At 62.7% G+C, this 24,464-nt stretch carries 18 protein-coding genes and 2 pseudogenes; 15 read left to right on the top strand and 5 right to left on the bottom strand.

Translation table 11 applies throughout. The features are described from left to right. Positions 1-8: 8 nt before the first annotated feature. Together PLD_RS13710 and PLD_RS13715 are read right to left on the bottom strand one after the other, a co-directional pair. Complete coding sequence (locus PLD_RS13710; RefSeq protein ID WP_159893546.1) at positions 9-764, bottom strand: DUF3142 domain-containing protein; 756 nt, start codon at positions 762-764, stop codon at positions 9-11. Beyond that, the gene (locus tag PLD_RS13715) at positions 734-2,926 is read right to left on the bottom strand and encodes an outer membrane assembly lipoprotein YfiO (protein ID WP_159893548.1); all 2,193 of its coding nucleotides are present in this window, start codon (positions 2,924-2,926) and stop codon (positions 734-736) included. Before PLD_RS13715 ends, PLD_RS13710 begins: the two co-directional genes overlap by 31 nt. Before the next feature lie 252 nt (positions 2,927-3,178). Between PLD_RS13715 and PLD_RS13720 the strand changes: the two genes are divergently transcribed. The 4 genes from PLD_RS13720 to PLD_RS13735 are packed head-to-tail and all read left to right on the top strand — an operon-like array spanning position 3,179 to position 7,920. Further along, on the top strand, positions 3,179-3,967 hold the full coding sequence (locus PLD_RS13720; RefSeq protein ID WP_159893550.1) for an efflux RND transporter periplasmic adaptor subunit: 789 nt from the start codon (positions 3,179-3,181) through the stop codon (positions 3,965-3,967). Then, on the top strand, positions 3,964-5,286 hold the full coding sequence (locus PLD_RS13725; RefSeq protein ID WP_159893552.1) for an efflux RND transporter periplasmic adaptor subunit: 1,323 nt from the start codon (positions 3,964-3,966) through the stop codon (positions 5,284-5,286). Before PLD_RS13720 ends, PLD_RS13725 begins: the two co-directional genes overlap by 4 nt. Continuing rightward, positions 5,286-7,382, top strand: a complete 2,097-nt coding sequence (locus tag PLD_RS13730) for an HlyD family efflux transporter periplasmic adaptor subunit (protein ID WP_159893554.1) — start codon at positions 5,286-5,288, stop codon at positions 7,380-7,382. The genes PLD_RS13725 and PLD_RS13730 overlap by 1 nt, the downstream gene beginning before the upstream one ends. A gap of 49 nt (positions 7,383-7,431) precedes the next feature. Further along, positions 7,432-7,920 (top strand): GNAT family N-acetyltransferase, encoded by a 489-nt coding sequence (locus PLD_RS13735; RefSeq protein ID WP_159893556.1) that lies wholly within the window; start codon positions 7,432-7,434, stop codon positions 7,918-7,920. Here PLD_RS13735 and PLD_RS13740 read toward each other — a convergent pair. Together PLD_RS13740 and PLD_RS13745 are read right to left on the bottom strand one after the other, a co-directional pair. After that, complete coding sequence (locus tag PLD_RS13740; RefSeq protein ID WP_159893558.1) at positions 7,913-8,224, bottom strand: hypothetical protein; 312 nt, start codon at positions 8,222-8,224, stop codon at positions 7,913-7,915. The two genes, PLD_RS13735 and PLD_RS13740, sit on opposite strands and share 8 nt — an antisense overlap. A gap of 60 nt (positions 8,225-8,284) precedes the next feature. Further along, the gene (locus PLD_RS13745) at positions 8,285-8,875 is read right to left on the bottom strand and encodes a phage tail protein (RefSeq protein ID WP_159893560.1); all 591 of its coding nucleotides are present in this window, start codon (positions 8,873-8,875) and stop codon (positions 8,285-8,287) included. Between the two features lie 531 nt (positions 8,876-9,406). Between PLD_RS13745 and PLD_RS13750 the strand changes: the two genes are divergently transcribed. From PLD_RS13750 to PLD_RS13800, 11 genes and pseudogenes are all read left to right on the top strand, one after another. Then, positions 9,407-10,252 (top strand): sulfotransferase, encoded by an 846-nt coding sequence (locus tag PLD_RS13750; protein WP_159893562.1) that lies wholly within the window; start codon positions 9,407-9,409, stop codon positions 10,250-10,252. Positions 10,253-10,318: 66 nt separating this feature from the next. Beyond that, the gene (locus PLD_RS13755; protein WP_159893564.1) at positions 10,319-16,360 is read left to right on the top strand and encodes an Ig-like domain-containing protein; all 6,042 of its coding nucleotides are present in this window, start codon (positions 10,319-10,321) and stop codon (positions 16,358-16,360) included. A 69-nt stretch (positions 16,361-16,429) separates the two neighbouring features. Further along, entirely contained in the window at positions 16,430-17,944 is a 1,515-nt protein-coding gene (locus PLD_RS13760) for a TolC family protein (RefSeq protein WP_159893566.1), read from the top strand. Then, a complete protein-coding gene (gene cysC, locus PLD_RS13765) occupies positions 17,928-18,533 on the top strand; it encodes an adenylyl-sulfate kinase (protein ID WP_159893568.1) in 606 nt (201 codons plus the stop codon). Before PLD_RS13760 ends, cysC begins: the two co-directional genes overlap by 17 nt. Next, positions 18,530-19,318 carry an aspartyl/asparaginyl beta-hydroxylase domain-containing protein gene (locus PLD_RS13770; RefSeq protein WP_159893570.1) on the top strand — a complete coding sequence of 263 codons (789 nt, stop codon included), beginning with the start codon at positions 18,530-18,532 and terminating at the stop codon, positions 19,316-19,318. Before cysC ends, PLD_RS13770 begins: the two co-directional genes overlap by 4 nt. Next, positions 19,306-20,253, top strand: a complete 948-nt coding sequence (locus PLD_RS13775) for a sulfotransferase family protein (protein WP_159893738.1) — start codon at positions 19,306-19,308, stop codon at positions 20,251-20,253. The genes PLD_RS13770 and PLD_RS13775 overlap by 13 nt, the downstream gene beginning before the upstream one ends. A gap of 212 nt (positions 20,254-20,465) precedes the next feature. Then, positions 20,466-20,711, top strand: a complete 246-nt coding sequence (locus PLD_RS13780) for a DUF2789 domain-containing protein (protein ID WP_159893572.1) — start codon at positions 20,466-20,468, stop codon at positions 20,709-20,711. Between the two features lie 128 nt (positions 20,712-20,839). After that, a pseudogene (locus tag PLD_RS13785) lies at positions 20,840-21,088 on the top strand (FUSC family protein); the annotation flags it as partial. Further along, positions 21,058-21,261, top strand: a pseudogene (locus PLD_RS13790) (TolC family protein); the annotation flags it as partial. The pseudogenes PLD_RS13785 and PLD_RS13790, both read left to right, overlap by 31 nt. A gap of 92 nt (positions 21,262-21,353) precedes the next feature. After that, a complete protein-coding gene (locus tag PLD_RS13795) occupies positions 21,354-21,989 on the top strand; it encodes an NADH:ubiquinone oxidoreductase subunit N (RefSeq protein WP_159893574.1) in 636 nt (211 codons plus the stop codon). A 189-nt stretch (positions 21,990-22,178) separates the two neighbouring features. Further along, positions 22,179-23,681, top strand: a complete 1,503-nt coding sequence (locus PLD_RS13800; protein WP_159893576.1) for a YdgA family protein — start codon at positions 22,179-22,181, stop codon at positions 23,679-23,681. Positions 23,682-23,796: 115 nt separating this feature from the next. On the opposite strand, the gene PLD_RS13805 is transcribed toward PLD_RS13800, so the two are convergent. Next, a complete protein-coding gene (locus tag PLD_RS13805) occupies positions 23,797-24,444 on the bottom strand; it encodes a DUF4291 domain-containing protein (RefSeq protein WP_159893578.1) in 648 nt (215 codons plus the stop codon). Positions 24,445-24,464 lie beyond the last annotated feature (20 nt).

The following is a 24,464-nucleotide window of genomic DNA, read 5'->3' on the forward strand; positions in this document are numbered from 1 at the left end:
CCTTGCTCTCAAGGATTCTGCAAAAACACCACATAGCCCCTGAACCAGGGACTGTCGCGCAGGGCCTGGGGTTCCTGCCAGTCACCGCCCTGGATCAGGCCGACCTTGTAGGGCAGGCCCATGCGGTCCAGGCGCGGCAGGTAGCTGGCGTAGTTGGGGATGCTGCGGCGGCCCTGGTAGGTCTGCACCACCACTTCGTCCACCACGCCCTTGAGCTGGCTGATGGCTTGCGGGTCGGCGTTGCTGCCCCAGTCCATCAGGCCGGTGATGCTCAGGCGGTAGTGCGCCGGCAGGCGCTGGCGCAGGTCGCGCAGGAAGCTCGCATAGCGTTCGAGGTCGCGGGTGCTGCTGTCGAAGTCGATCTGGATGCCCATAACCGGCGTGCCCGTGGCTTGCCAGCGCTGCACTTGGCCGAGCAATTGGCGATACACCGGCTCCGGCCAGGCCAGGGTATGGACGCGATAGACCACCCAGACCTGCTCTTGGGGCAGGCGCGACACCGGCAGGCCCTGGGCGATGAGCTCGACACCGCTGGCCGGATGGCGCCGCGAACGGCTGATCTGGCCTTGGAGGATGTACAGGGTCTTGGCTTGGGCCAGCACGGGCTGGGTCTTGACCCCGCTCCACAGCCAGAAGGCGTCGTGGTCGGCGGCCTGCACTGGCGCCGCGCCGGCCGCCGGGGTGGCCCACCACAGCCAGAGCGGCAGCAGGCAGTAGCCCAGGGGCTTCATTCTCACCAGTAGTAACGCAGCGACTGGCCCCATTGGGTGTCCCCCAACTTGCCCTTGAGCTGGCGGAACCAGGCCTTGCGCATGGCCGGTTCGACGCCGGCACCGCCACAACGGTTGTTGCCGGAGGAGGCGTAGCAGTAGATGGCCCGGTACAGGGCGTAGGCGCGTTCGTCACGGCTGGCCTTGGGGTTGTTGATCACCACTTGATAGCCGTCGAGTCGCGAGAACGGCTTGCCGGGGAAGGTGTCCTGGGTGCCACCCAGGGATTGGGCGTTGGGTGGCGTGTCCAGGGGCATCTGATCGAAGTTGTTCAGGCGCATGAACTCGCCGAGGCAGAGCAGCCCGGCCGGCGCTTTCGGGTCACGCTCAAGGAGCGCGGCAGTCTCCACCAGGCTCGGGCAACGGTAGTCCGGCTGTTCCCCTTCAGGCTGGGCGCTATTCCAGTGGAAATTCTGCAACGGCGAGGTATCGAGGTAGATGTAGCCCAGGCTGGCGCCAAGGCTATCGTCGGGCAGGCTGGGCGGCAGTTGCTCGTAGTCTTGGCCGAAGGCCGCGTACTGGCCGCGAGTCAGGTCCTTGTACAGCAGGATAAAGCGTGCGGCGTTGCGCTCCGCTGGCGAGTCGGCCTGTTGGGCCTGCTGGCGCAGCAGTTTGGGCGAGGCCACCTGGCGCAGGAGAATGGCGCGCACCTGGGCGGTCTTGATCGGTGAGTCGGCGGCGAACACCTTGGCCAGTTGCCCGCTGCGCTCGTAGGTGTAGGCCAGGGCCAGTTCCAGCTGTTCGCGTTGCAGCGGTTGCTGGGCCAGGGGCAGCAGTTGCAGCCACAGCGCCTCGGCGCCTTTCCAGTCCTGTTGGGCCTGCAGGGCGAGGCCGCGCAGGGTCTGCTGGCTGAAGCTCAGGTAGTCCAGTTGCGTCGGCAGTTGGCTGGGCAATTGTTTGAGCGCCGCCGCCGGTTGCTGTTCGACATACAGGCTGAAAGCGGCCTGGAGGTAGTCGAACAGCGCCGGCTGGCTGGCGAACAGGGCCTTCTGCCGTTGCAGGGCGTCCCGGGTCAGAGGCGCCGATGGCGCGCCGCGCATGCGCATCAGGTCCTTGACCGCCAGCAGCAGAGGGGCCTTGAAGTGGTCTTCGGGCAGGCTCAGCAGTTTGTAGTCGACTTCTTCCACCAAGTCGTCCAGAGGCATGTTGCGCGGGGTGCCGGGAGCCTGGGTCAGTTGCTCGGCGTAGTCATCGGCCAGAGCCTGGGTGTCGCCCTTCAGCCAGTGCACACGGCGGATCAGGCCTTTGGCGGATACGGCGTAACGGCCCTGTGGATAAGTCTTCAGGTAGGCCTCGAAACCGGCGCCGGCCTGTTGCAGGACGGCTTTGTCCACATGCTCCAGATTGACCATGCTCCATTCATCGAAGGCGTTCTGCTGGGCCAGGTTGAGCAGGGTGCGCGGGCTCATGTAGGCCGCGACTTCGGCCAGCCAGGGCTGGGGATTGTCCTTGAGCGCGGCAAAACCGTTGCCGGCTTCGCTGAAGCGGCCGCTGTAGAAGTCGGCGGCGGCCTGCAGGTAGCGGGCGAACGCCTTGGCCGCCGCCGAGTTCAGATTGCCCGGCAGCAGCTTGCTCATTTCGCTGGCGTTCCAGTCGCAGCTGGCCAGCAGTTGCACCCGGGCCTCGGCCAGGGCCTGGCGTTCTTCCGGGCTCAGCTGCGCCTGGTTGAGCTGCTCGACAAACGCCAGGGCACTGGCGTCCGAGTTGCTGCGGCAGCGGCTGCCTTCTCCGGAGAGAAAGCCGTCGCCGGCGCTTTTCTGGTTGGTGCGACGCAGGCCCACGGCCTGCAGCAGGCTGTCGAGCTGCTCGGTGGCGGGCGAGGGGCCGGGCTTGGGTGGGTTGCCCGTGTCGGGGTCGAGCTCGGGCTGCGCCGGGTGCAGGCGATAGTGCATGAAGGGCACGGGACCGTAGCCCATGCCTAGTTCATTCTGAATCAGGGGCCGGGGCGTCAGGGGCAGGCTGCCCTGGTCGGCCAGCAGCAGCCGCAGGTTGACTCGGCTGTCGTTGCCCGGGCTGAGAAAGGGCAGGTTGCTGCAACTGTCCAACTGGTTGGCGTAGAGCTTCCAGGTCGGTGAGCAGATGTCGTCCGAGCTGGCGTGAGCCTGTCCGGTGCATAGAGCAGCCAAGATCGATGATAAGAGCAGAGCAATGCGCATGAATTGTCCTTAATTCAGAAGGCCGTCAGGGCCGATTCCGGAACTGCGGAAAATCATACAGAAGGCGTAGCGTCTCACCTATGACACAGCGGCACGATTGCGAGGTTTCGCCGAGTGGGGTACGGACTTGAAGGGCCTTGGGGGATCAGTGGCGAGCTGGCGCGCTTTGCGCACCGAAAAAGATACGGGCCATCTGCTTGACGCCCTCTGAAGCTGTCGTAGACTCCGCCCATCCGACAGGGAGTAGCGGCTATGCAGCGTTTTTGTAGTGCGGTTTTTGGCTTGGCATTGATCGGTATGGCGTGTCTGGCGCAAGCACAGACACCCGCAGCACAGGATGACCCGCTACTCGACACTCCGGTGGCCACCAACGCCGCTTCGGCGACTCAGGCGCGTGGTGTGCTGCGTGCCCGGGACCAGGCGATGCTGGCCAGCGAACTGTCTGGAAGAATCGTCGACCTGCCATTCAGCGAAGGCCAATCCTTCAACAAAGGGGATGTTCTGGCGCGTTTTGACTGTTCGGCCTATCAGGCCCAGTTGAATGCCGCCAGGGCGGCCAGCCGTGGCGCCGCTGAAGAGCTGGCCCACAACAAGCAACTGGCGGCCTTGAACTCCGTGGGGCGTTTCGAAGTGGCCCGGGCCGAGGCCAAGCTCAGCGAAACCCAGGCGCAAGCACAGGTCTATCAGGTGCAGATCAAGCGTTGCAGTGTGATCGCGCCTTATGACGGCCAGGTGGTGCAGCGCAAAGTGCAGCGCTACGAAAGTGTTTCCGCTGGCTCGCCATTGCTGGAGATCGTCGACAACCGCACCCTGGAAATCCATTTGCTGGTGCCATCGCGCTGGATGGGCAAGCTCCAGGCCGGCCAGACCTTCAGCTTTACTCCTGATGAGACCGGCCAGCCGCTGCAGGCCACGGTCAAGCGCCTGGGGGCGCGCATCGATGAGGGCAGTCAGACCTTGCTGCTGGTAGCGAGCCTGCCCAAGGCTGACGGCTTGCTGGCGGGCATGAGTGGCACGGCGCGTTTCGAGGCATTTCAGTGAACGCACCCGCTGCTGGCGCGGTGGAGCGAGTCTTTGCCCAATTCCTCGATCTTGAACGCCTGACACGCGCGGCCCGCACCACCGAGCAACTGGCCTATAGCCTGGTCAATGATGGCCAGGCGTTGTTTGGCTTTCGCCACGCCGCGCTGTTGATCGCCGGCAAGGTTCAGGCGGTGACTGGCGTGAGCTCGGTGGAGCCCAACGCGCCGTTTGTGGCCTTTGTCGAACAGGCCGTGGCGCAGCTTTTTAAATGGGCGCGAGCCAAGCCGGCAACGGTGGTGCCCATGGACGCGTTCAGCGACTCGGTCCGCGAGGACTGGAACAGCCTGTCCACGGCCCAGGTGTTCTGGCTGCCGTTGCTGGATCACCAAGGTGAAGTCTTTGGTGGGCTGTGGCTGGCTCGGGACACTCCCTGGAGCCCCTCCGAACAAGTGCTGCTGGCGCAATTGGGTGACACCTACAGCCATGCCTGGCTGGCCTTGCAGCCGCGCCGCCCGTGGCGTTTGCGGTTCACCGGCAAGCGTCAGCTATTGTTGGTGGCGCTGGTGCTCCTGGGGTTGTTGATCCCGGTACGGCAATCGGTGCTGGCGCCGGCAGAGGTGGTGCCGCTGGCCGGCCGGGTGGTGGCCGCGCCGCTGGACGGGGTCGTTGCCGAGTTTCTGGTCAGGCCCAATCAGGCGGTGAAAGCCGGCGACCTGCTGGTGCGCTTTGAGAGCACTACCCTCAAGGCCCAGGCCGATGTTGCGCAGCGTGCGCTAGGGGTGGCTGAAGCCGAGCTCAAGGCCAATGCCCAGCGGGCCTTTACCGACGCCGAAGCCGGTTCCAACGTTGACTTGCTGGCGGCTCGGGTTGAGCAGAAACGCGCCGAACGCGACTATGCGGCCGAATTGCTCAAGCGCAGCGAAGTGCGCGCCGAACGTGACGGCATTGCGGTTTTCGCCGATGCCGAGCGCTGGACCGGCAAGCCGGTGCAGACCGGCGAGCGGTTGATGGAAATCGCCGACCCGACCCAGGCCGAACTGCGTATCGAATTGGCGGTGGGCGATGCCATTGCCCTGGAACCCAACGCTGAAGTGGCCTTGTTCCTCGATAGCGATCCGTTGCACCGTCATGCAGCCAGGCTGGAGCGGGTGGCTTATGAAGCGCAGACCACGGCTGCCGGGCAATTGGCTTATCGGCTGGACGCCGCCTTCAGCGACTCGCCGCCACCACGGATCGGCCTGCGGGGCACCGCGAAACTCTTCGGTCAGCGTGCGCCGCTGGCCCTGTACCTGTTACGGCGTCCGCTGGCCGGTTTGCGTCAGAGTGTGGGCCTGTAATGAGCCTGCCCAGCCTGCGGGCGGACCTGCAGTTGACACCCGCTTCTGCGGCCCTGGACGGTTCTCCGCGCTGGACCCTGGCCGACCCGGTTCGTGGGCGTTATTTCAAGCTCGGCGTCCAGGCCATGCGGTTGTTGCGGCATTGGTCGCTGGGGGATCTGCAGGCGGTCCTGCAGGCTGCCAATCGCGAGCCGGGGCTGCCGCTGGGCGAGGACGAGGTCGAGCAGTTGCTGGCCTTTTTACGTGCCCATGACTTGATCGCCGCGCTGGATCCGCAACAACGCGCCAGTTATGCCTGGAAGGCTGCTTCAGCCCGTCAGAGCCTGTGGCAGATGGCGTTGCATCAATACCTGTTTTTCCGCATTCCCCTGTGGCGCCCGGATGCTTTTCTCAATCGTGCCTGGCCCTGGTTGCAACGCTTCGGTCCGGGCCTGTTGCGCTTTGGCTTGCCGATGACTGTGGGTCTGGGGCTGTTTTTGGTGTCGCGCGACTGGCAGCGTTTTCTGGCGACCTTTCCCCATCTGTTCAGCCTGGGCGGCGCCATGGCCTTTGCCGTGGCGTTGTTCTTCGCCAAGCTCTGCCACGAGTTCGGTCATGCGTTCATGGCCAAGCGCGCCGGCTGTCGGGTGCAGAGCATGGGGGTGGCGTTCATGGTGCTGCTGCCACTGTTCTACACCGATGTCAGCGATGCCTGGCGGGTCAATGACCGCAAGGCCCGGCTGTTGATCGGTGCCGGCGGGGTCATGGCCGAAATGCTCCTGGCCTGCATCGCGCTGCTGGCCTGGTCGCTGTTGCCGGACGGTGCGGCGCGCACAGCGGCGTTCATGCTGGCCAGCGCCACCTGGCTGACGACCTTGGCGGTCAACCTCAATCCGTTCATGCGTTTTGACGGTTATTTTCTGCTCAGCGACCTTTGGGAAGTGGACAACCTCCAAGGTCGGGCCTTTGCCCTGTGTCGCTGGCGCCTGCGAGAAGTGTTGTTTGGTTATGGCGAGCCGGCCCCCGAGCCTTGGTCGCCGACGATGCAGCGGCGCTTGTTGTGGTGGGGCTTTTTGTCCTGGCTGTGGCGCGCGGTGCTGTTTTTCGGGATTGCCCTGGCGGTCTATCACCTGTTCTTCAAGCTGTTGGGGATCTTTCTGATGTTGGTGGAGCTGGGCTGGTTCATCTTTCTGCCGATCGTCAAGGAAGCCCGGGAGTGGTGGTCGCGTCGCGAGCAGGCGCATACCCCACGGGTGCTGCTCAGCGGCCTCGGTTTGTTGGCGCTGCTGTTGCTGGTGGCTGTGCCCTGGCGCAGCAGCGTGGAAGTGCCGGCGATGCTGGAGGCTGGGCGGGTCACCGCGCTGCATGCACCGGCTGCGGCGCGGGTCAGGCAGGTCAATGTGCAGGACGGGCAGGCGGTGGAGCAGGGCGCGGTGCTGGTGGAGCTTGAGTCGCCGGACATCGACTCGCGTCGAGTGATCGTGCGGCGCGAGATCGCGGTCTTGCAGTTGCAGATGCGACGTCAGGCCGGACGCAGTGAAACGGCGGCGGATGTCGGCGTTCTTGAGCAGCGGCTGGCGGAGGCCGTGGCTGAGTATCGAGGCTTGCTGGCCCGGCGTGAGCGCCTGTTGCTGCGGGCGCCCCAGGCCGGCCAGGTGCGCGACCTGATGCCCCAACTGACGCCTGGGCGCTGGGTCTCCACCCAAGAGCCCCTGGCGCGGATCGTCGAGGGCGGTACTCGCTTGCGTGGGTACCTGGCTGAAGAGGACTTGTGGCGCGTGGCGCCGGGCGCCCGCGGACGTTTTGTCGCCGATGATCCGATGCGCCCGGCCTGGCCGGTGCAGTTGCTGGAGGTGGACAGCAATGGCGTAGCGACGATCGACCAGGAAGCGCTGACCTCCGATCATCACGGGCCGATTGCCGTGCGTCGCGATGCCAACCGCCGTCCGGAGCCGGTGCAGGCGCAATACGGCGTGCGCTTGAAGATGGCGCAAGAGGTGCCGACGCCGCGCCATCCGTTGCGTGGTGTGGCGGTGCTGCAAGGGCGCAGCGAGTCGTTGCTGGGCATGGCCTGGCGACGCCTGGCGGCGCTGGGGATACGTGAAAGCGGTTTCTAGACAGGTGTCGTCAGCAGCCAGCTGACCAACGGTTCAGGGAGAACATCCGATGTTGCACTCATCCAACGGCTTGTCCATGCGCCCTTCGCGGCCTGCCGATGGGCCCTTTCTGCAGGGTTTGTACCAGTCCGCCCGCCCCGAATTGCAGTGGATCGATGCCGATCCCGAGCTGATCGAACAGGTGGTCGCCCAGCAGTTCCAGGTGCAGGAACAGGGCATGGGCGAACACTTCCCCGATGCGCTGCATTACGTGGTGGAAAAGCTCGATACGCCTATCGGCGTACTCAGCGCCGATTTCGGTGCCCATGAAGTCCGTGTGCTGTACCTGGCGTTCATCCCCGCGGCCCGGGGCCAGGGCTTCGGGCGGACGGTGTTGCAAGGGGTGCAGCAAGCGGCGCGCCAGGTCGGTTGCCCGGTGGCGACGGTGGTCTGGGCCAGCAACCCGCAGGCGCGCCAGCACTATCTGGCGCTCGGCTTTCGGGTCGAGGAACGCACGCCGGCGGCCGAGCGCCTGGTGTGGTACCCGGAGTTCAGTTGAAGACGATGTTGAAGTAGCCCAGGGTCGGGTCCCGTCCCAACGGCGGCTCTCGGGAGACGAAAATGGCGTCGACCCGGCCCAGCGTTGGCAACTCCAGGGTGCACAGTCCATCGACGAAATCGGTTGGTTGCAGACTGCGCAGCGCCACACTGAAAGGGATTCGGGCGTTTTCCGGCAGACGCGATTGTGGGTGCAGTTCGATGGTTTCGATCTGGACCGGCAGCAGGCTGCCATCGGGCAGGTGCAGCGGGCAAGGCTGGTTCAGCAATGGCTGGAAGTGCTCGTTGTACAGGTGTTGCAGCATCGATGTTCTCCGTTCTATCGAGCAGGAACCGGGGCTGGGGCCCCGGCGCTTGAGGGAGGGTCAGTTACGTGAGGGGAACAACCCTTGCAGGGCGATGCTGAAGTTCACCACCAGGAACGGGTTTGTCACCGCGACCGGAATGTTGCTGCCGGGGGTGGTCAGCGTGCCGCCGATGGTGCTGTGGGTGCCTTTTAGGGCCACCGGCGAGGCGCCTTGTTGGTCGGAGTAGATGGCCGCCGAGGGTGGCCCGGACGGGGTGGAGGCGCCAAGGTAGGCATTGGTGGGGGTTGGCGCCGTGACCGGACTGCTTGGCTCACTCGCCAGGTTGACGGTGGTGGTGACGGTCAGGCCGTTGGTGGGAATCACTTGTGGCGGCAGGTTGCTGCTGAGAAGGGAGACGCTTTCGACGCCGGCGGACTGGCCGATCATTCGTGATGACAGGCCTGCTCCGCTGCCCTGTCCCATAGGCAGCCGGCTTTGCAGGTTGGGCAGGCCGAAGGTGCTCTGACCATTGCCGCCATAGGTTGTGCCCAGCAAGGCGAACAAGGCTTGGTTCTGCGAAATGGGGATGATCTGTCCGTTACACAGCGCCCAACTATTGGGTGCAAAACTGAAGCCGAACATCTGGATAGTGCCGAGAAAGACTTCCATGAATCCTTATCCTCCAACTGTATTAAGTGAGGTGCCCGCCCGTTGCACTGACGGTGTGACTCGTCGGTCAGTATCTGTTGTGCACCGACATCCAGCGTAGATGCTGGTCGGGTTACTGTCGGTTTTTTTGCAAGCGCAGCATCGTGTTCGCAATACCCGGATCAGGTGCTGGGGCTGCCCCACAATCAGCGCCTTGCCCCCATACAGGTGCGGAAAGCGACCTCAAGAGGCTGGTGATGAGCCGCGAGGCACCGGAGGAATTTGCGCCCATTCCCCATGACGGGCGAAAAATTGACTCGAATGCGGGCGGCAATACCCAGGCTGTTTTATATGAGACTTGTCATCTGGCCTGCTGCGCAACTTGAGCAGGGGAGCCTTTAGCTAGAGCGATCAGGCGGGTTGTAAGTGGTAAAAAAGCCCGTGTTTGTGGGATTTTCCGAGTTAAATGCTGGGTTTTTGATATCAAAATACAACTATGCGGAAATAGTTCCTTACGCTACGCTTTGTCCTACAAAAGGGACTACGTCGAAGGTGAAGGGATTGCACAATTTCCACTTTATCTCAGGGTTGCCGCGCTCAGGCTCCACCCTGCTGTCCGCCATTCTCCTGCAAAATCCGCGTTTTCATGCCGGCATGAGCAGTCCCGTCGGCACCCTGTTTAACAGCGTGCTGGAACAGTGCAGTGCCGGTAGCGAGTTCGGTGCGGTGATCGATACGGCCATGCGCCGCCGTCTGTTGCGCGGGCTGTTTGAATCCTATTACGCCGACAAGTCCGAGCAATCGGTGGTCTTCGATACCAATCGTCAGTGGTCCGCGCGCTTGCCGGCGCTGATGGACCTGTTTCCCCAGTCCAAGGTCATCGCCTGTGTGCGCAATGTGGCCTGGGTCATGGACAGCCTTGAGCGGCTGTACCGCGCCAACCCTTTCGAGAACACCAAACTGTTCAACGATGAGATTGAGCGCAACACCGTCTACAGCCGCTGCGAAACCCTGGCCCAGCGCAATCGCCTGGTGGGTTTTTCCTGGACCGCGCTCAAGGAAGCCTATTACGGCGAACACGCCGACGCCTTGTTGCTGGTGGACTACGACTTGCTATCCCAGGCCCCGGAGCGCGTGCTGCGACTGGTTTACGACTTTATTGGCGAGCCCTGGTTCGAGCATGACTTTGAACATCTGGTCTACGACGCGCCGGCATTCGACCAAGCCCTGGGTGTCGCCGGTTTGCACCGGGTCAAACCCAAGGTGGAGCTGCAGACGCGGCGCACCATCCTGCCGCCGGACCTGTTCGAGAAATACGCGGAGTTGTCGTTCTGGAACGACGGTTCTGCCAGCGCTGCGAATGTCATTCGTATGAAAACCAATACCGCGGTCAATTGATCGCGGTTTTTTATTCCAACAGCAAAAGCATCGATGAGCGCATCAGTGCTCGAGAGCAGGTGAAACATGTGGTGGAGCAAACAGAAATCCCGGGCTGAAGGCGTGAAAACCCTGGTCTCACCCATGATCATTCCGCTTGAGCCGCGCATGCTGTTCGACGGCGCCGTGGCGGCCACCGTGGCCGAGGCGGCGCAACCGGCCGATCACCCTAGCGCTGATGCGGCCAAGGCACCGGCCACCGAGCATGGGGCCGCGCCGGTCGAAGCCCATCCGCAATCCGATGCCGCACCTACCCCGGCACCGGCCGCGGTTCCCGGCCAGTCAGTGGTGTTCGTCGATGCCCGGGTCAAGGATTTCGACAGCCTGCTCAAGGGCGCCGCTCCCGGTACCGAGGTGGTGGTGCTGCAGGCCGGCAAGGACGGCTTGCAACAGATCGCCGATTACCTGGATACCCACCAAGGCGTGAGCACCGTGGAAATTGTCGCCCACGGTAATTCAGGCGATCTGTGGCTGGGCAGTACCTATCTTTCGGCGGATAACGTCGCCTCGCGGGCCGATGTGCTGGCGCGCATCGGCAATGACATGAATGTCGGCGGCGATATTTTGATCTACGCCTGCAACACCGCCGCGGGTGACAAGGGCATCAGTTTTGTCGATTCCCTGGCGCAGTACACCGGACGCGATATCGCGGCCTCTACCAACCGCACCGGCCTGGGCGGCGATTGGACCCTGGAAATCGCCACCGGCAGCATCGAAAGCCGCAATGTGCTGTCGGCCGATGCCATGGCGGGGTATCAGTACGGCCTGGCGACCCTTACGGTGCTCAACACCAATGACGCTGGTGCCGACTCATTGCGTCAGATGCTGAGCGATGCGCTTGCCGGTGACACAGTCACCTTCAGCAGCGCTGGCATGACGGTCAATCTCGAGTCACAACTGATCATCACCAAAAACCTCACCGTCGACGGCGACCTGAACAACGACGGGCTGGCCGATGTCACGATCAGCGGGCAGTACAAGACCCAAGTGCTCAAGGTCAACTCCGGGGTCACAGCGACCCTGGATGGCCTGATCATTACCAAGGGACTGGCGGCGGGCCGGGGCGGGGACGCTGGGGTGGACGCCTCGGCGGCCATGGGGGGCGGTATTGTCAACGCCGGCAACCTGACCCTGATCAACGTCACCGTGACCGCCAACGCGGCGTCAGGCGGCGGCGGTGGGGGTGGGGTCTCTGGGGCTTACGTGGGCGGTGGCGGTGGCGGTGGCGGCGGCATTGGTGGGCAAGCCGGTGGCCGGGGCGGTAATGCGGGTAGTGGGACCGGGAATTATGCCGGGAAGATAGGAACTCCCAACCAAGGTGGTAACGGCGGTGGCTATGACCCCAGCGTGATGGGGGGCAAAGGGGGTAACAGTAACGGCGGCAATGGCGGCATCGGTGGTTCTGGCTATAGCAACGGCGGTTCCGGCGGTGGTGCGGACAACGGCGTCCTTGCCATCGGTGGCGGCGGCGGTGGCTCAGGTTGGGATAGCGTGGGGCGAGCGGGTGCATCGGCCACTGGCGGCATCTATAACGCGAGCACCGGTACCCTGACCGTTGTCGGTACCTCCGTGATTTCCAACAACATCGCGGCCGGCGGTGGCGGTGGCGGCGGCGGCGGTGGTGGTAGTGGCGCCAGCAACGACCCGGGTGGTGTGGGTGGCAAAGGCGTTGGTGCCATCTGGAACAAAGGCACATTGCTGATGACGGCGGCCAACTTCGCAGCCATGAGCAACAACACCGGTGCTAGCGGCTTTGGAGGTCAGTCAGCGTCGGGCGGCACAGGAAACTCTCCGGCGGCGGTGAGTAATATTTTCAATGATGGCGGAAACATCAACACCAGCTACGCGCCAGCCCCCACGGCCACCATCGTGGTCGCTGACAGTGCTTTGAAAATCGGTGAAACCTCGCAGGTGACCATTACCTTCAGCGAAGCGGTGACTGGCTTCAGTAATGCCGACCTGACCATTGCCAACGGCACGTTGAGCGCGGTCAGTTCCAGCGACGGCGGCGTCACCTGGACCGCAACCCTGACGCCGACCAGCAACATTACCGACAGCACTAATGTGATCACCCTGGACAACACCGGGGTGCAGAATGGTACCGGGACCGCCGGCACCGGCGTGACCAACTCCAACAACTATGTGATCGATACCCAGCGACCAACGGCTACTGTGTGGGTGGCCGACAGTGCCTTGAACGTGGGCGAAACGTCGCAGGTGACCATTACCTTCAGCGAAGCGGTGACTGGCTTCAGCAATGCCGACCTGACCATCGCCAACGGCACGTTGAGCGCGGTCAGTTCCAGCGACGGCGGCGTCACCTGGACCGCGACCCTGACGCCGACCAGCAACATTACCGACAGCGCTAATGTGATCACCCTGGACAACAGCGGGGTTGCCGATCAGGCCGGTAACGCAGGCAGTGGTAGCACTGACTCGAACAATTACGCGATCGACACGCAACGCCCCACGGCAACCATCGTAGTGGCCGACAACAGCCTCACGGCCGGTGAAACCTCGCAGGTGACTATTACCTTCAGCGAAGCGGTGACCGGCTTCAGCAATGCCGACCTGACCATCGCCAACGGCACGCTGAGCGCGGTCAGTTCCAGCGACGGTGGTGTGACCTGGACCGCTACGTTGACACCAAGCAATAACGTCACCGATGCGACCAACCTGATCACCTTGACCAACAGCGGGGTTTTTGATCTGGCGGGGAATGCTGGCAGCGGCAGCACCGACTCCAACAATTATGCGGTCGACACCTTGCTGCCGAGCGCCACTATTGTGGTGGCCGACACGAGCCTGAGCATCAATGAAACCTCGTTGGTGACCATCACCTTCAACCAGGCAGTGACCGGGTTCTCCCTGGCCGACCTGAGTGTTGCCAACGGCACCCTGGCCAACCTCAGCAGCAGCGACGGTGGCGTCACCTGGACCGCGACCCTGACGCCGTCCAGCAACATAACCGACATGACCAATCAGATCACGCTGGACAACAGCGGGGTGCAATCGCTATCAGGCAATGTCGGCACCGGAACCAGCGGTTCCAACAACTACATGATCGATGGCGAGCGCCCGACGGCCACGGTGGTGGTGGCCGATTCGACCCTGAAAGCTGGCCAGAGCAGCACGGTGACGGTGACGTTCAGCGAGGCGGTGACCGGCCTTACCCTGGCGGATTTGACCGTGGCCAATGGCTCCTTGAGCAACCTGAGCTCCGTTGATGGGGGGATCACTTGGACGGCCACTCTAACCCCTAGCGCCAACCTCACCGACACCACCAACCTGATCACGCTGGATAACACCGGCTACACCGATTGGGCGGGCAACGCCGGCAGCGGGACGACCGACTCCAACAACTACGCTATCGATACTCAACGTCCGACCGCCACCATCGTGGTCGCTAACCCGAACCTCACGGTCGGCGACACTTCGTTGGTGACCATCACCTTCAGCGAGGCGGTGACCGGCTTTAGCAACGCCGACCTGAGCGTACCCAACGGCACCTTGAGCGCGGTCAGTTCCAGCGACGGTGGCATCACCTGGACCGCCACCTTCACCCCAGCCTTGGGCGTGTCTGATGCCACTAACCTGATCACGCTGAACAACACCACTTACACCGACCTGGCCGGCAATACCGGAACCGGGAGCACCGATTCCGGCAACTTCACCATCGACACCCAAGTGCCCACGGCCACCATCGTGGTCGCCGATTCGGCGTTGAATATCGGTGAAACCTCGCTGGTGACCATTACCTTCAGCGAGGCGGTGGGCGGTTTCAGCAACGCGGACCTGACGGTGGCCAACGGCACCTTGAGCTCGCTCTCCACCAGTGACGGCGGCATCACCTGGACTGCGACCTTCACCCCGAACAGCAATGTCACCGACACCACCAACCTGATCACCCTGGATAACACCGGGGTACAGGGCCTGAGTTCAGGCAACAGCGGCGTGGGCACCACGGACTCCAACAATTACGCCATCGACACCCAGCGCCCCACGGCCACGGTCGTGGTAGCCAACGACCATCTGGGGGTTGGCGGGACGTCCTTGGTGACCATCACTTTCAGCGAAGCAGTGACGGGTTTCACCTTGGCTGACCTGAGCGCCGAGAGCGGCACCCTGAGTGGTTTGAGCACCAGTGACAACATCACTTACACCGCGACCCTGACCTCGGCGGCGGGGGTTACCCAGGCCAACAATCACATCCTCCTCGACAACAGCGGAGTGATCGATGGCGCCGGCAACAACGGTTCGGCCACCACCAGTTCCAATGCTTATGCGGTCGACAGCCAGCGCCCCACCGCCACCATCGTGGTCGCTAACCCGAACCTCACGGTCGGCGACACTTCGTTGGTGACCATCACCTTCAGCGAGGCGGTGACCGGCTTTAGCAACGCCGACCTGAGCGTACCCAACGGCACCTTGAGCGCGGTCAGTTCCAGCGACGGTGGCATCACCTGGACCGCCACCTTCACCCCAGCCTTGGGCGTGTCTGATGCCACTAACCTGATCACGCTGAACAACACCACTTACACCGACCTGGCCGGCAATACCGGAACCGGGAGCACCGATTCCGGCAACTTCACCATCGACACCCAAGTGCCCACAGCCACCATCGTGGTCGCCGATTCGGCGTTGAACGTCGGTGAAACCTCGCTGGTGACCATTACCTTCAGCGAGGCGGTGGGCGGTTTCAGCAACGCGGACCTGACGGTGGCCAACGGCACCTTGAGCTCGCTCTCCACCAGTGACGGCGGCATCACCTGGACCGCGACCTTCACCCCGAACAGCAATGTCACCGACACCACCAACCTGATCACCCTGGATAACACCGGGGTACAGGGCCTGAGTTCAGGCAACAGCGGCGTGGGCACCACGGACTCCAACAACTACGCCATCGACACCCAGCGCCCCACGGCCACCATCTCCGTGGCCAACGACCACCTGGGCATCGGTCAGACCACCACCGTCACCATCACCTTCAACGAAGTGGTCAGCGGCTTTGACCTGTCAGACCTGAGTGTGGCCAACGGTACGTTGTCCAACCTGGCGAGCAGCGATGGTGGCAAGACCTGGACCGCAACCTTGACGCCGACGGCAGCGGTCACCGACCCGACCAACCTGATTGTGCTCGACATGGGGCTGGTCAGCGATGGGGCGAATAATGCCGGTTCGGGTATTGCCATCTCCAACAACTACAGTGTCGATGCCGATCTGCCGACGGCCACCATCGTGGTCGCCAATCCGAACCTGACCGCCGGCCAGACCACCACGGTGACCTTCACCTTTAGTGAAAAGGTCATCGGCTTCGACTTGTCGGATTTGAGTGTGGCCAATGGCGTCCTGTCCAACCTGATCACCAGCGATGGCGGTAAGACTTGGACGGCGACCCTGACGCCGACGGCGAATATCACCGACCCGAGCAACTTCATCACCCTCGACACCAGTCTGGTAAGCGATCTATCGGGTAATGCCGGCAGTGGTTTTGCCAACTCCAACAACTACGGGATCACCACGGTTGCGCTGGGGGGCGATCCGCAGTTCCGCATCACTGATCCGACACCACCAGCGGACCTGCCGAACCTGCCGTTGCAGCCGATTGTCTTCGGCCAACCGACGGGAAACCTGGGAGTCTCTATCGGCTTCCCGCCGCTGTTCGAGGCGCGTGATTCGGGCGGTGGTTTGCCGCCGTTGGGCAATATCTTCATTGGCAATGGCGGGTTGGCGCCCAGTTACATCGCCCAGGTGTTTAACACCGAGGGTGGTGGCGATGGCAACAGCAGCGGTTTCCTCGGCTTTGGTGGGGGCGATGGCGGGGTGTTTGGCAGCAGTACGCTGGCGGAGTTGTTCAATCGTGAGTCGACGAATGAAACCTCAGCCCTCAATGCCTTTGATCGTCAGGGTACAAAGAGCTTGGGCGATGCCTCCCAGGGCCTGCGCGGGGCTTTTGGCGCACCAACCCTGGGCCAGCAACTGCAACAGATCAAGGACACCGAGCAGAACCAGCTGCGTGAGCTAGCCTGGGCATTTGAACAAGTCGGTATCAGCGAAGTATCGGCCTGAACGCGATGGGTAATCAGCGCCGACGCCGGTCGGCGCTCATAAAAAGCAGGACACAGGGGCGGGGCAAGGATGAGAAGAAGTCAAAAACTGTTCAGCGTCGGTTTACTGGCGCTGGTGATCAGTGGTTGTGCAGTTACCAGCCAGCCCATTGATCGAAGTGTCAGTGAACAACGCGCCAAAAGCGATTTGCACAATATGTACAAGGATCAGGAGCCCCTCAGCGGGCCACTGACCCTGCACCAGGCCATGGCTCGCGCGGTGAAGTACAACCTCGAAGGGCGCTTGAAAATCATGGAAGAGGCCCTGGCCAAGCGACAATTGGACCTGGCCAGCTTCGACATGCTGCCGCGCATGGCGCTGTCGGCCGGCTACGCCGGGCGCAACAACATCAGTGCTTCCAGCAGCCAGAGTGTGCGTACCGGCACCCAGTCCCTGGAGCCGTCCACCTCCCAGGACCGCGACCGCAATGTCGCCGACCTGACCATGGTGTGGAACGTCCTCGACTTCGGCGTCAGCTACATCAGTGCCAAGCAGCAAGGTGATCAGCGCCTGATCGTGCAGGAACGGCGGCGCAAGGTGATCAACACCATCGTCCAGGACGTGCGTTCGGCCTATTGGCGCGCGGTAGCGGCGGAGCGTCTGCTCAAGCAGATCGACAGCCTGATGGTGCGGGTCGACGTGGCGCGGGGCAACAGCCAGACAATGAGCGACCAGCGTATTGGCGACCCGATCCAGGCCCTGGGTTACCAGCGTGCGCTGATCGAAGCCACCCGGCAGTTGGAGGAGCAGCGTCGCGCGCTGTCCCTGGCCAAGACCGAGTTGGCGACCCTGATCAACCTGCCATTGGGGACCGAGTTGACCCTGGCCACCGGTGACGACTACCCGATCCCCGAGCTCAAGGTCGACATGAGTCGGCTGGAGCAGGAAGCCCTGACCAGTCGTCCCGAGCTGCGCGAGCAGGACTACCAGACTCGCATCAGCAGCGCCGAAACCCGCAAGGCCATGCTCCGCCTGCTGCCGGGCCTGGAGTTTTCCGCTGGCGGGCACTACGACAGCAACTCTTTCCTGGTCAACGACAAGTGGGCCGATTACGGGGTCAAGGTCACCTGGAACCTGTTCAACGTGATTTCCGCGCCAGCGGCCATCGATGTGGCCAAGGCCGGTGAAGAAGTCGCCACTGCTCGCCGTCAGGCGATGTCGATCGCGGTCTTGGCACAGTTGTATGTGGCCAATGCCAACTTCCGTGATGCCCTGCGCCAGTTCCAGACCAACCAGCAACTGGCGCAGATCGATGAGCAGATCGTCGGCCAACTGCGTAACCGGTATCAGGCGGCAGGGCTGGGTGAGTTGGACCTGATTCAGGGTGAACTGAACACCCTGCAGGCCGACCTGCGACGTGACCTGTCCTATGCGGATTTGCGCAACGCCTACGGACAGATCTTCGCCAGTGCCGGGCTTGATCCGTTGCCTGATGAACTGCAATCGACCCAGGTGCAGAGCATCGCCAGCGCCCTGGCCAGCCGGGAAGCGGCCTGGTCGGCGGGCAACATCTCGGTGCCGGCGGCCCATGCCCAGGTCCAATGACTTGCTGGCGCCTTGCGCCAGCGTCAGTCGTGGGCAACGGGAGCGCCGCAACGGTCATCGCGGCGCGGCGATTCTGCTGACCGGTTTACCGGCCGCGGGCAAGTCGACCCTGGCCCAGGCGCTGCACGCCGACTTGTTCGAGCGGGGCGTGCAGAGCCTGGTGCTCGACGGTGACGCCCTGCGTGGCGGCCTGAACAGCGACCTGGGGTTCAGTGATGCCGATCGCTGGGAAAACATTCGACGTACCAGTGAACTGGCGGCCCTGCTGGTGGGACAGGGGCAGGTGGTGATTCTGGCGCTGATCGCCCCCTTGATCGAACTGCGGGCGTTGTTCGCCCGACGCCTGGGGGAGGATTATCACGAAGTCTGGTGCAACGCCGCGCTGGAGGTGTGCGAACAGCGCGACCCCAAGGGGCACTACGCCCGCGCCCGGCGGGGCGACTTACAAGGCTTTACTGGGGTATCGGCGCCTTATGAACCGCCGCCGGCCGCCGCCCTGGTGCTGGACACCGGCCGGCAATCGGTGGCGGTTTGCCTGGAACAGTTGCTCGATTGGCTCGGTCAGTGCCGGGTGGTGCCAGCCTCATGAGTCGTCCGGCCTATGCGCGGCTGGCGATTCAACTGGACCTGAGGCTGCTGCGCGAGGCTCTGGCGGATGTTGATGGCCGCCTGTGGCTGGCGCATTTCAACCGGGATTATTTTCACGGTGACTGGAGCGGCGTGGTCCTGATCAGCGCCGCCGATGCTGTCGGGCTGGCCCCGGGCCACGAGCCAGCGGTGCAGCGTGCGCCGTGGCTGGACGACCCGCGTTGGCAACGGGCACTGGAGCCCTTGCCAGTGGATATCGTCAGCGCACGTTTGTTGCGCCTGGGGCCGGGCAGCCAGATCCTTCAGCATTGCGACCATGACCTGCAAGGGCCACAGGCTGACCTGCGCCTGCATATTGCGCTGCTGAGCCCGCCTGAAGTGGATTTCATGCTGGACGGCCAGCGCATGCCAATGGCGGCGGGAGAATGCTGGTACCTGGATTTGGCGCGGCCCCACAGCGTGGATAACCGCGACACCCGCGAGCGTATCCACCTGGTGCTCGACTGTCGCCCCAGTCCCTGGCTTGAGCAGGCCATCCACCAAGGTTTGCCCAGCACCCCGGCACCGGGACTCGGACAGGCCGCCGCGGCGTTTGAACGCTTCCGCCAATGGGTCGATGCCGATCCACACTTGTGTCGGCGGTTGCAGGGCGAAACCGACGTGCAGGCCTTTATCACGCTGAGCGTGAATCTGGCGGCCGAACGTGGCCTGGTGTTCGGTCCGGACCAGGTACGCGCGGCCATGACCCGGGGGCGGCGCCAATGGCAGCAGCAATGGAGCCCTTGAACCTGCAAGGCTGGCTGCCGATCCGCATTTGGCAGGCACAGCAGGGCTGGCGCGTGGACTGGTGCTGGTTTGCCGAGCAACCGTTGTTGCAGCCCTTCTTTCGTGATGCCGTGGATCAGGCGCTGCGCCTGCCGTTCAACCAAGCGCTGCGCCGCGAGACGCCCCTGGCCGCTCTGCAGCAGTGGCAAAGACAGCGTCCAGGGTTGGCGCCCAGCGCCTTTATCTTTCATGCCTCGCGTTGTGGCTCGACCTTGGTCAGCCAGATGCTGGCGCAGCTTGAAGACCATATTGTTCTCTCGGAACCACCACCGCTGGACACCCTGCTGCGGGCCGAGTTGCCATGGCCACAACGGGTGCAGGCGATCCAGGGGCTGGTCAGTGCCTATGGCCAGCCGCGCCGTGGCGGGGAGTCGCGGCTGGTGATCAAGCTCGATGCCTGGAACATCGGCGAGCTGCCCTGGCTACGTCAGTGCTTCCCGGATACGCCGTGGCTGTTCATCTACCGTGACCCGTTGGACATCGCCGTTTCCCATCTGCGCCGCCCTGGAATGCATATGGTGCCGGGGATGATCGGTCCCAGCGTGCTGGACACCGGCATTTTCATTGACCGTGAACGCTTTATCGCCCAGCGCCTTGGCCGGCTCCTGCAGCGCGGGCTCGATTACAGTCGGGCTTTCGGTGGTCAGTTGCTGAACTACCAGGAGCTGCCACAGGCCATGGAACGGCGCTTGGGCGACTTCTTTGCCCTGACGGCGGCCCAGCGTCGCGCCGCGTTGGCCTGTACCCAGCGCCATGCCAAACAACCGGACCAAGTGTTTCTTGCGGACACCGAGCAGAAGCGCCAGGCGGCCTCGGCGGTGCTGGTCGAACACGTGCAGTGTTGGGCACGGGGGCCTTACGAACGCCTGGAGCGGTGGCGGCAACGCCACGCCTGAACGTGCAGTGCACCGTTGGGAAGTTTGTCTGGCGAGCGTCGATCCGCGACCTAGACTTGCACCCAGGAGTCACAGTCCTGTCCCCGGGTTCGCAATGCCAAGGTCCATCAGGGCCAAAACCTGCACCGCCGCCTGGAGCATGCCCATCTCGAGCGTCAGCGGGAGCCTCGCTTCAAGGTCCGCAACGCTCCTCACTGATCAGGAGCCCAGCCATGGATTCACCAACCCACAACCTACCGGCGTTGTTCAAACAGTTGGGGCTGGCGGATGACCCGCAGAGCATTGAGCGCTTCATTGCCACCCATTCGCCCTTGAAGCCGGAGCTGCACTTGGCCGATGCGTTCTTCTGGAGCAAGAGCCAGTCTGAGTTCCTGCGCGATGAACTGCTCGAGGATGCCGATTGGGCGGAGGTGGTCGATCAGTTGGATGTGTTGTTGCGCAAGGGACGTGGCAGCTAGGGTTTGGCATTTGTTACAAAATTTGACTGAAAAATACTCGCCAATGACACATTGATAGTGAGCAGGCTAACAATGTGCGAACAGTCTTGTGCTCAACTCCCTCGAATCACTTCACATGAACATCAGCAGTGCAAAGCCCCTATCTGCTGGTGCTGGTCATTGCCCAGTGGACCGGGACTTTGTCGTTCTTGTTCATGCGCCCGCGTACCGCCAACCATTACGCGCTGATGCTGGCTGGCTATACGCTGTCGCTGATCGCCCTGCCGGAGGTGGGTAACCCCTGGGCGGTCTGGGATGTGGCTGAGGCGCGCACCGAGGAAATCTTCCTCGGCATCCTTCGCGCGGCGCTGACCAGTCCCACCGCTTCTTCCTGGCCGGACGCGCATCCTTTGTCGCCGATCTGCAAGCCACTCGCACCTACACCGATAGGCGTGCGTAACTGACGGCGGCCAACACCCAGGTGGCGATGAGTCAGATCGACCTGTTCCTGGCCCTGGGCGGTGGTTGGGAAAACGGACGAACGCAAGGGACACAACCCGCGCAACCCTGAGGCCGTTGCTATGCTTTGAACAGCTGGAAATACGTCGTGTGCAAGGTGCTTTCCAGCGCTCAAAGCATGTGATGGTCATGGGGATTCCAATAATGAAAAACCCTTATGCTCCGGGCTTCTGGTGTGCGCTCTGTGCGCTGGTGCTGCTGTCTGCCACCTACTTCTACGGCATCATGCTGGCCCACGAAATCGACAAGGCGATGGTGTTCCTCGACAGCGCCAGCGCATTGATCGCGGTGATGGCCATCGGTGTGGTGGCCTGGGCTTCTTTCCAGGGCCAGAAAATCAAGAAAAGACAGCTCGAACAGAGCAAGACCCTGGTGCTCATCTGGGACACCAAAGTGGCCCTGCGCCGGGTTGAAACCGTGTTTGATCGTTACTTCTGGGGCAGCTACTGGCAGCCGGGGCGGACCTTCGCCGAGGTCATGGGCGAGCTGACCGGCACGCCGCTGGAAAAGAGCCTGGAAGCCCTGAAAAAGCAATGCATCCTCCTGGACAAACAGGCCGATGACGGACGCCACTGGCTGAACAATGCCCGTGAACTCTCGGACGTCGCCACCGCCATGGCCCGTGAGCGTTATCAACTGGATTTCTGCGATCCCCGTGGCGAGTCCCGGGGCAACAGCGCGGTGATCGATCGGGACTTCGAAGTGCTGGTCTATACCTGGGGCGCCCGCCTAAAGAGCTTCGACCATCAGCTCGATGCCCTGGAAGTCGAATACTCCTAAGCCACAAGCCACAAGCCGTCTCTAGCTTGCGGCTTGGCGCTTATGGCTGGCGGCTGTTTCTCTTTTGTTGGGCTCAGGCTGGCCGCCAGTGGTAATCTGCGCCGGTTTTACGCGGAGTCGAGCCGCGACCCGTCATGGGTTCAGGGAAGACCAGCACACCTCAAATAACGGATATTGATCGGGTCAAACATGAATAAATCAGCAGGCGTACTGTTAGGAATCGTCGTCGCAGTAGGTGCCATCAGTGCCGGCGGCGCCTGGTACACCGGCACCAAGCTGGAAGGGGTTCTGCAGCAGCAGGTGATTGAAAGCAACAAGGAGCTGAAAGCGGCGCTGATCGGCTACGACGCCACCGCCACACTGGAGTTGGTGTCCCTGGAGCGGGGCCTGTTCAGCAGCAATGCCCGCTACCGCCTGAAGGGTCAGGGCGACGTGTTTCACGGTGAAATGGAACTGATGATCGCCGATCACATTGAACACGGTCCGCTGCCTTTCTCGCGTCTGATCCGTCTCAAGTGGCTGCCCGTCATGGCTTCCAGCCATTACGAACTGGAGAAAAATTCGCAGACCGATAAATGGTTTGCAGCCACCAAGGGTGTTGCACCGTTCAAGGGCGTGGTCAATGTCGGCTACGACCTGTCCGCCGAGGGCACCCTGGATTTCGCGCCGATGGAACTGGCCCTGGATGAGCAGAGCAACCTGAAGTTCTCCGGTCTGAACTCCACCTTCAGCGTCAGCGACAACCGCCAGAAAGCCAAGGTCGACGGCTACATGGACAGCCTGAGCCTTTCGCTCAGCTCGCCGGACAAGGGCCCGGGCACGCTGGAAATCAACGGCTTGACCCTGGCCAGCAACCTGCAAAAGAGCAGCTTCGGCTACTACATGGGCCAGAACACCCTGGAGCTCACCAGCACCAAGGCCACCTTCGGTGACAAGCAATCGGTGCTGACCCTGAAGAACTTCGAACAGAAGACCTTCAGCGAAGAAACCGGTAGCACTGTGGCAGGCCGCGCGGATTACCGAGTGGGCGAAATTGCCTTCGACGGCAAGCCCGTGGGTTCGGCCGAGATGCTCTGGAGCATGAAGAACCTCGACAGCCAGGGCATGCTCGATCTGGTCCAGGTCTACCAGACCGTGCTGCAGCCGTATCAGCAGGCGGCCACCGAGGCGACTGCCGAGGGCGAGCCGGCGCCAGAGCTGCAAATGAGCGACGCTGAGCAGGTCAAGGTACGTGCAGCCGTGAACAAGATCCTGGAAGCCAAACCACAGATCGCCCTGGAAAGCCTGGCGTTCAAGACCGCTGGTGGTGAAAGCCGTTTCAGCCTGAGCCTGGACCTGGCCAAGCCACAGAGCCTGGAACTGCCGCCGGCTGAGCTGGGCAAGCAATTGATCAGCCAACTGGACGCCAAGCTGTCGCTGTCCAAGCCGATGCTGGCCGACGTCGCCGCCTTGCAGGCCCAGGTTGACGGCCAGACCGATGCCAAGCAGATTGCCGAGCAAAGCGCCGCCACCGCAGAAATGCTCAGCGCCATGGCCCTGGCCACTCAGTTGGCCAAGTTGGAAGGCAATGCGGTGGTGTCGTCGCTGCACTACGCCAATAACGAAGTGAATTTCAACGGCCAGAAAATGACCGTCGAACAGTTCGTGGGTTTTGTCATGAGCAAGATGGGGGGCGCTGGCGCCTTGCAGTAAGCCCTAAGTGGGGGCGTCTCTGGCGTCCTCCGACCGCGAAGCCCAACGCCCGGCGCTGTTCAACAGCCCGGGCGTTTTGCTGTCTGGAGAGTAGTCGTCATGCAGTGTTTGCGCCTCAGTCCTGAGGAGGTAGGGCAGGCGTCGCAGATGGTTGAGCTGGCGCCAAGGGTGATTCATCTGTACTCGCGGTGGGGTATTCCTGTTCTTGCGGAATCAGGCGGTGAGCGCCGTCCAAATCACCTTGCTGAATGAGTCGATGAATCTCGTGGGCCAGGGGCGTGACATCGGTGATGCGCTTGATCCACTGGTTCACGTACAGCTGCACGGCCTCCTTGCTCAGGCCGATCTGGATCGCGCGGTGTTCCTGGGGCCGCAGGTAGAGGTCGCGCTCCGGGTCCCACTGAATGCGCACCGGCGACTGATCTTTCAACTTCAACCACTCTTCTTTGCTCATGGACTCGTCGGCATGGCTCAGGCAGCCGTTGGCCAGGGCCCATTCGAAGCCTTCGCGGCTGATGTCGATGGCCAGGATGCGGGCCTGTCCGGCGTCTTTGTAGCCCCAGCCGGCGCGGTACATCATCCACAGGAAAGACGGCTTTATCCAGGTCATGCGCTCCATCTTGAAGGGCGGGGAGACGAAGGTGCCGTGGGCCAGGGCGGCGTCGGCGATGCTGTCGGAGTAGGCTTGGTAGACGCGGATGGTGTCGGCGTCGTAGAGCGCGCGGATCTGGCGCTGGGGGAGTTCTGTTGGGGGTTTATGCATGGCATTTCCTTATGAAAAGC

It is taken from the genome of Pseudomonas sp. LD120 (genome assembly GCF_009861525.1).
In the GTDB taxonomy this organism is placed as follows: Bacteria; Pseudomonadota; Gammaproteobacteria; order Pseudomonadales; family Pseudomonadaceae; genus Aquipseudomonas.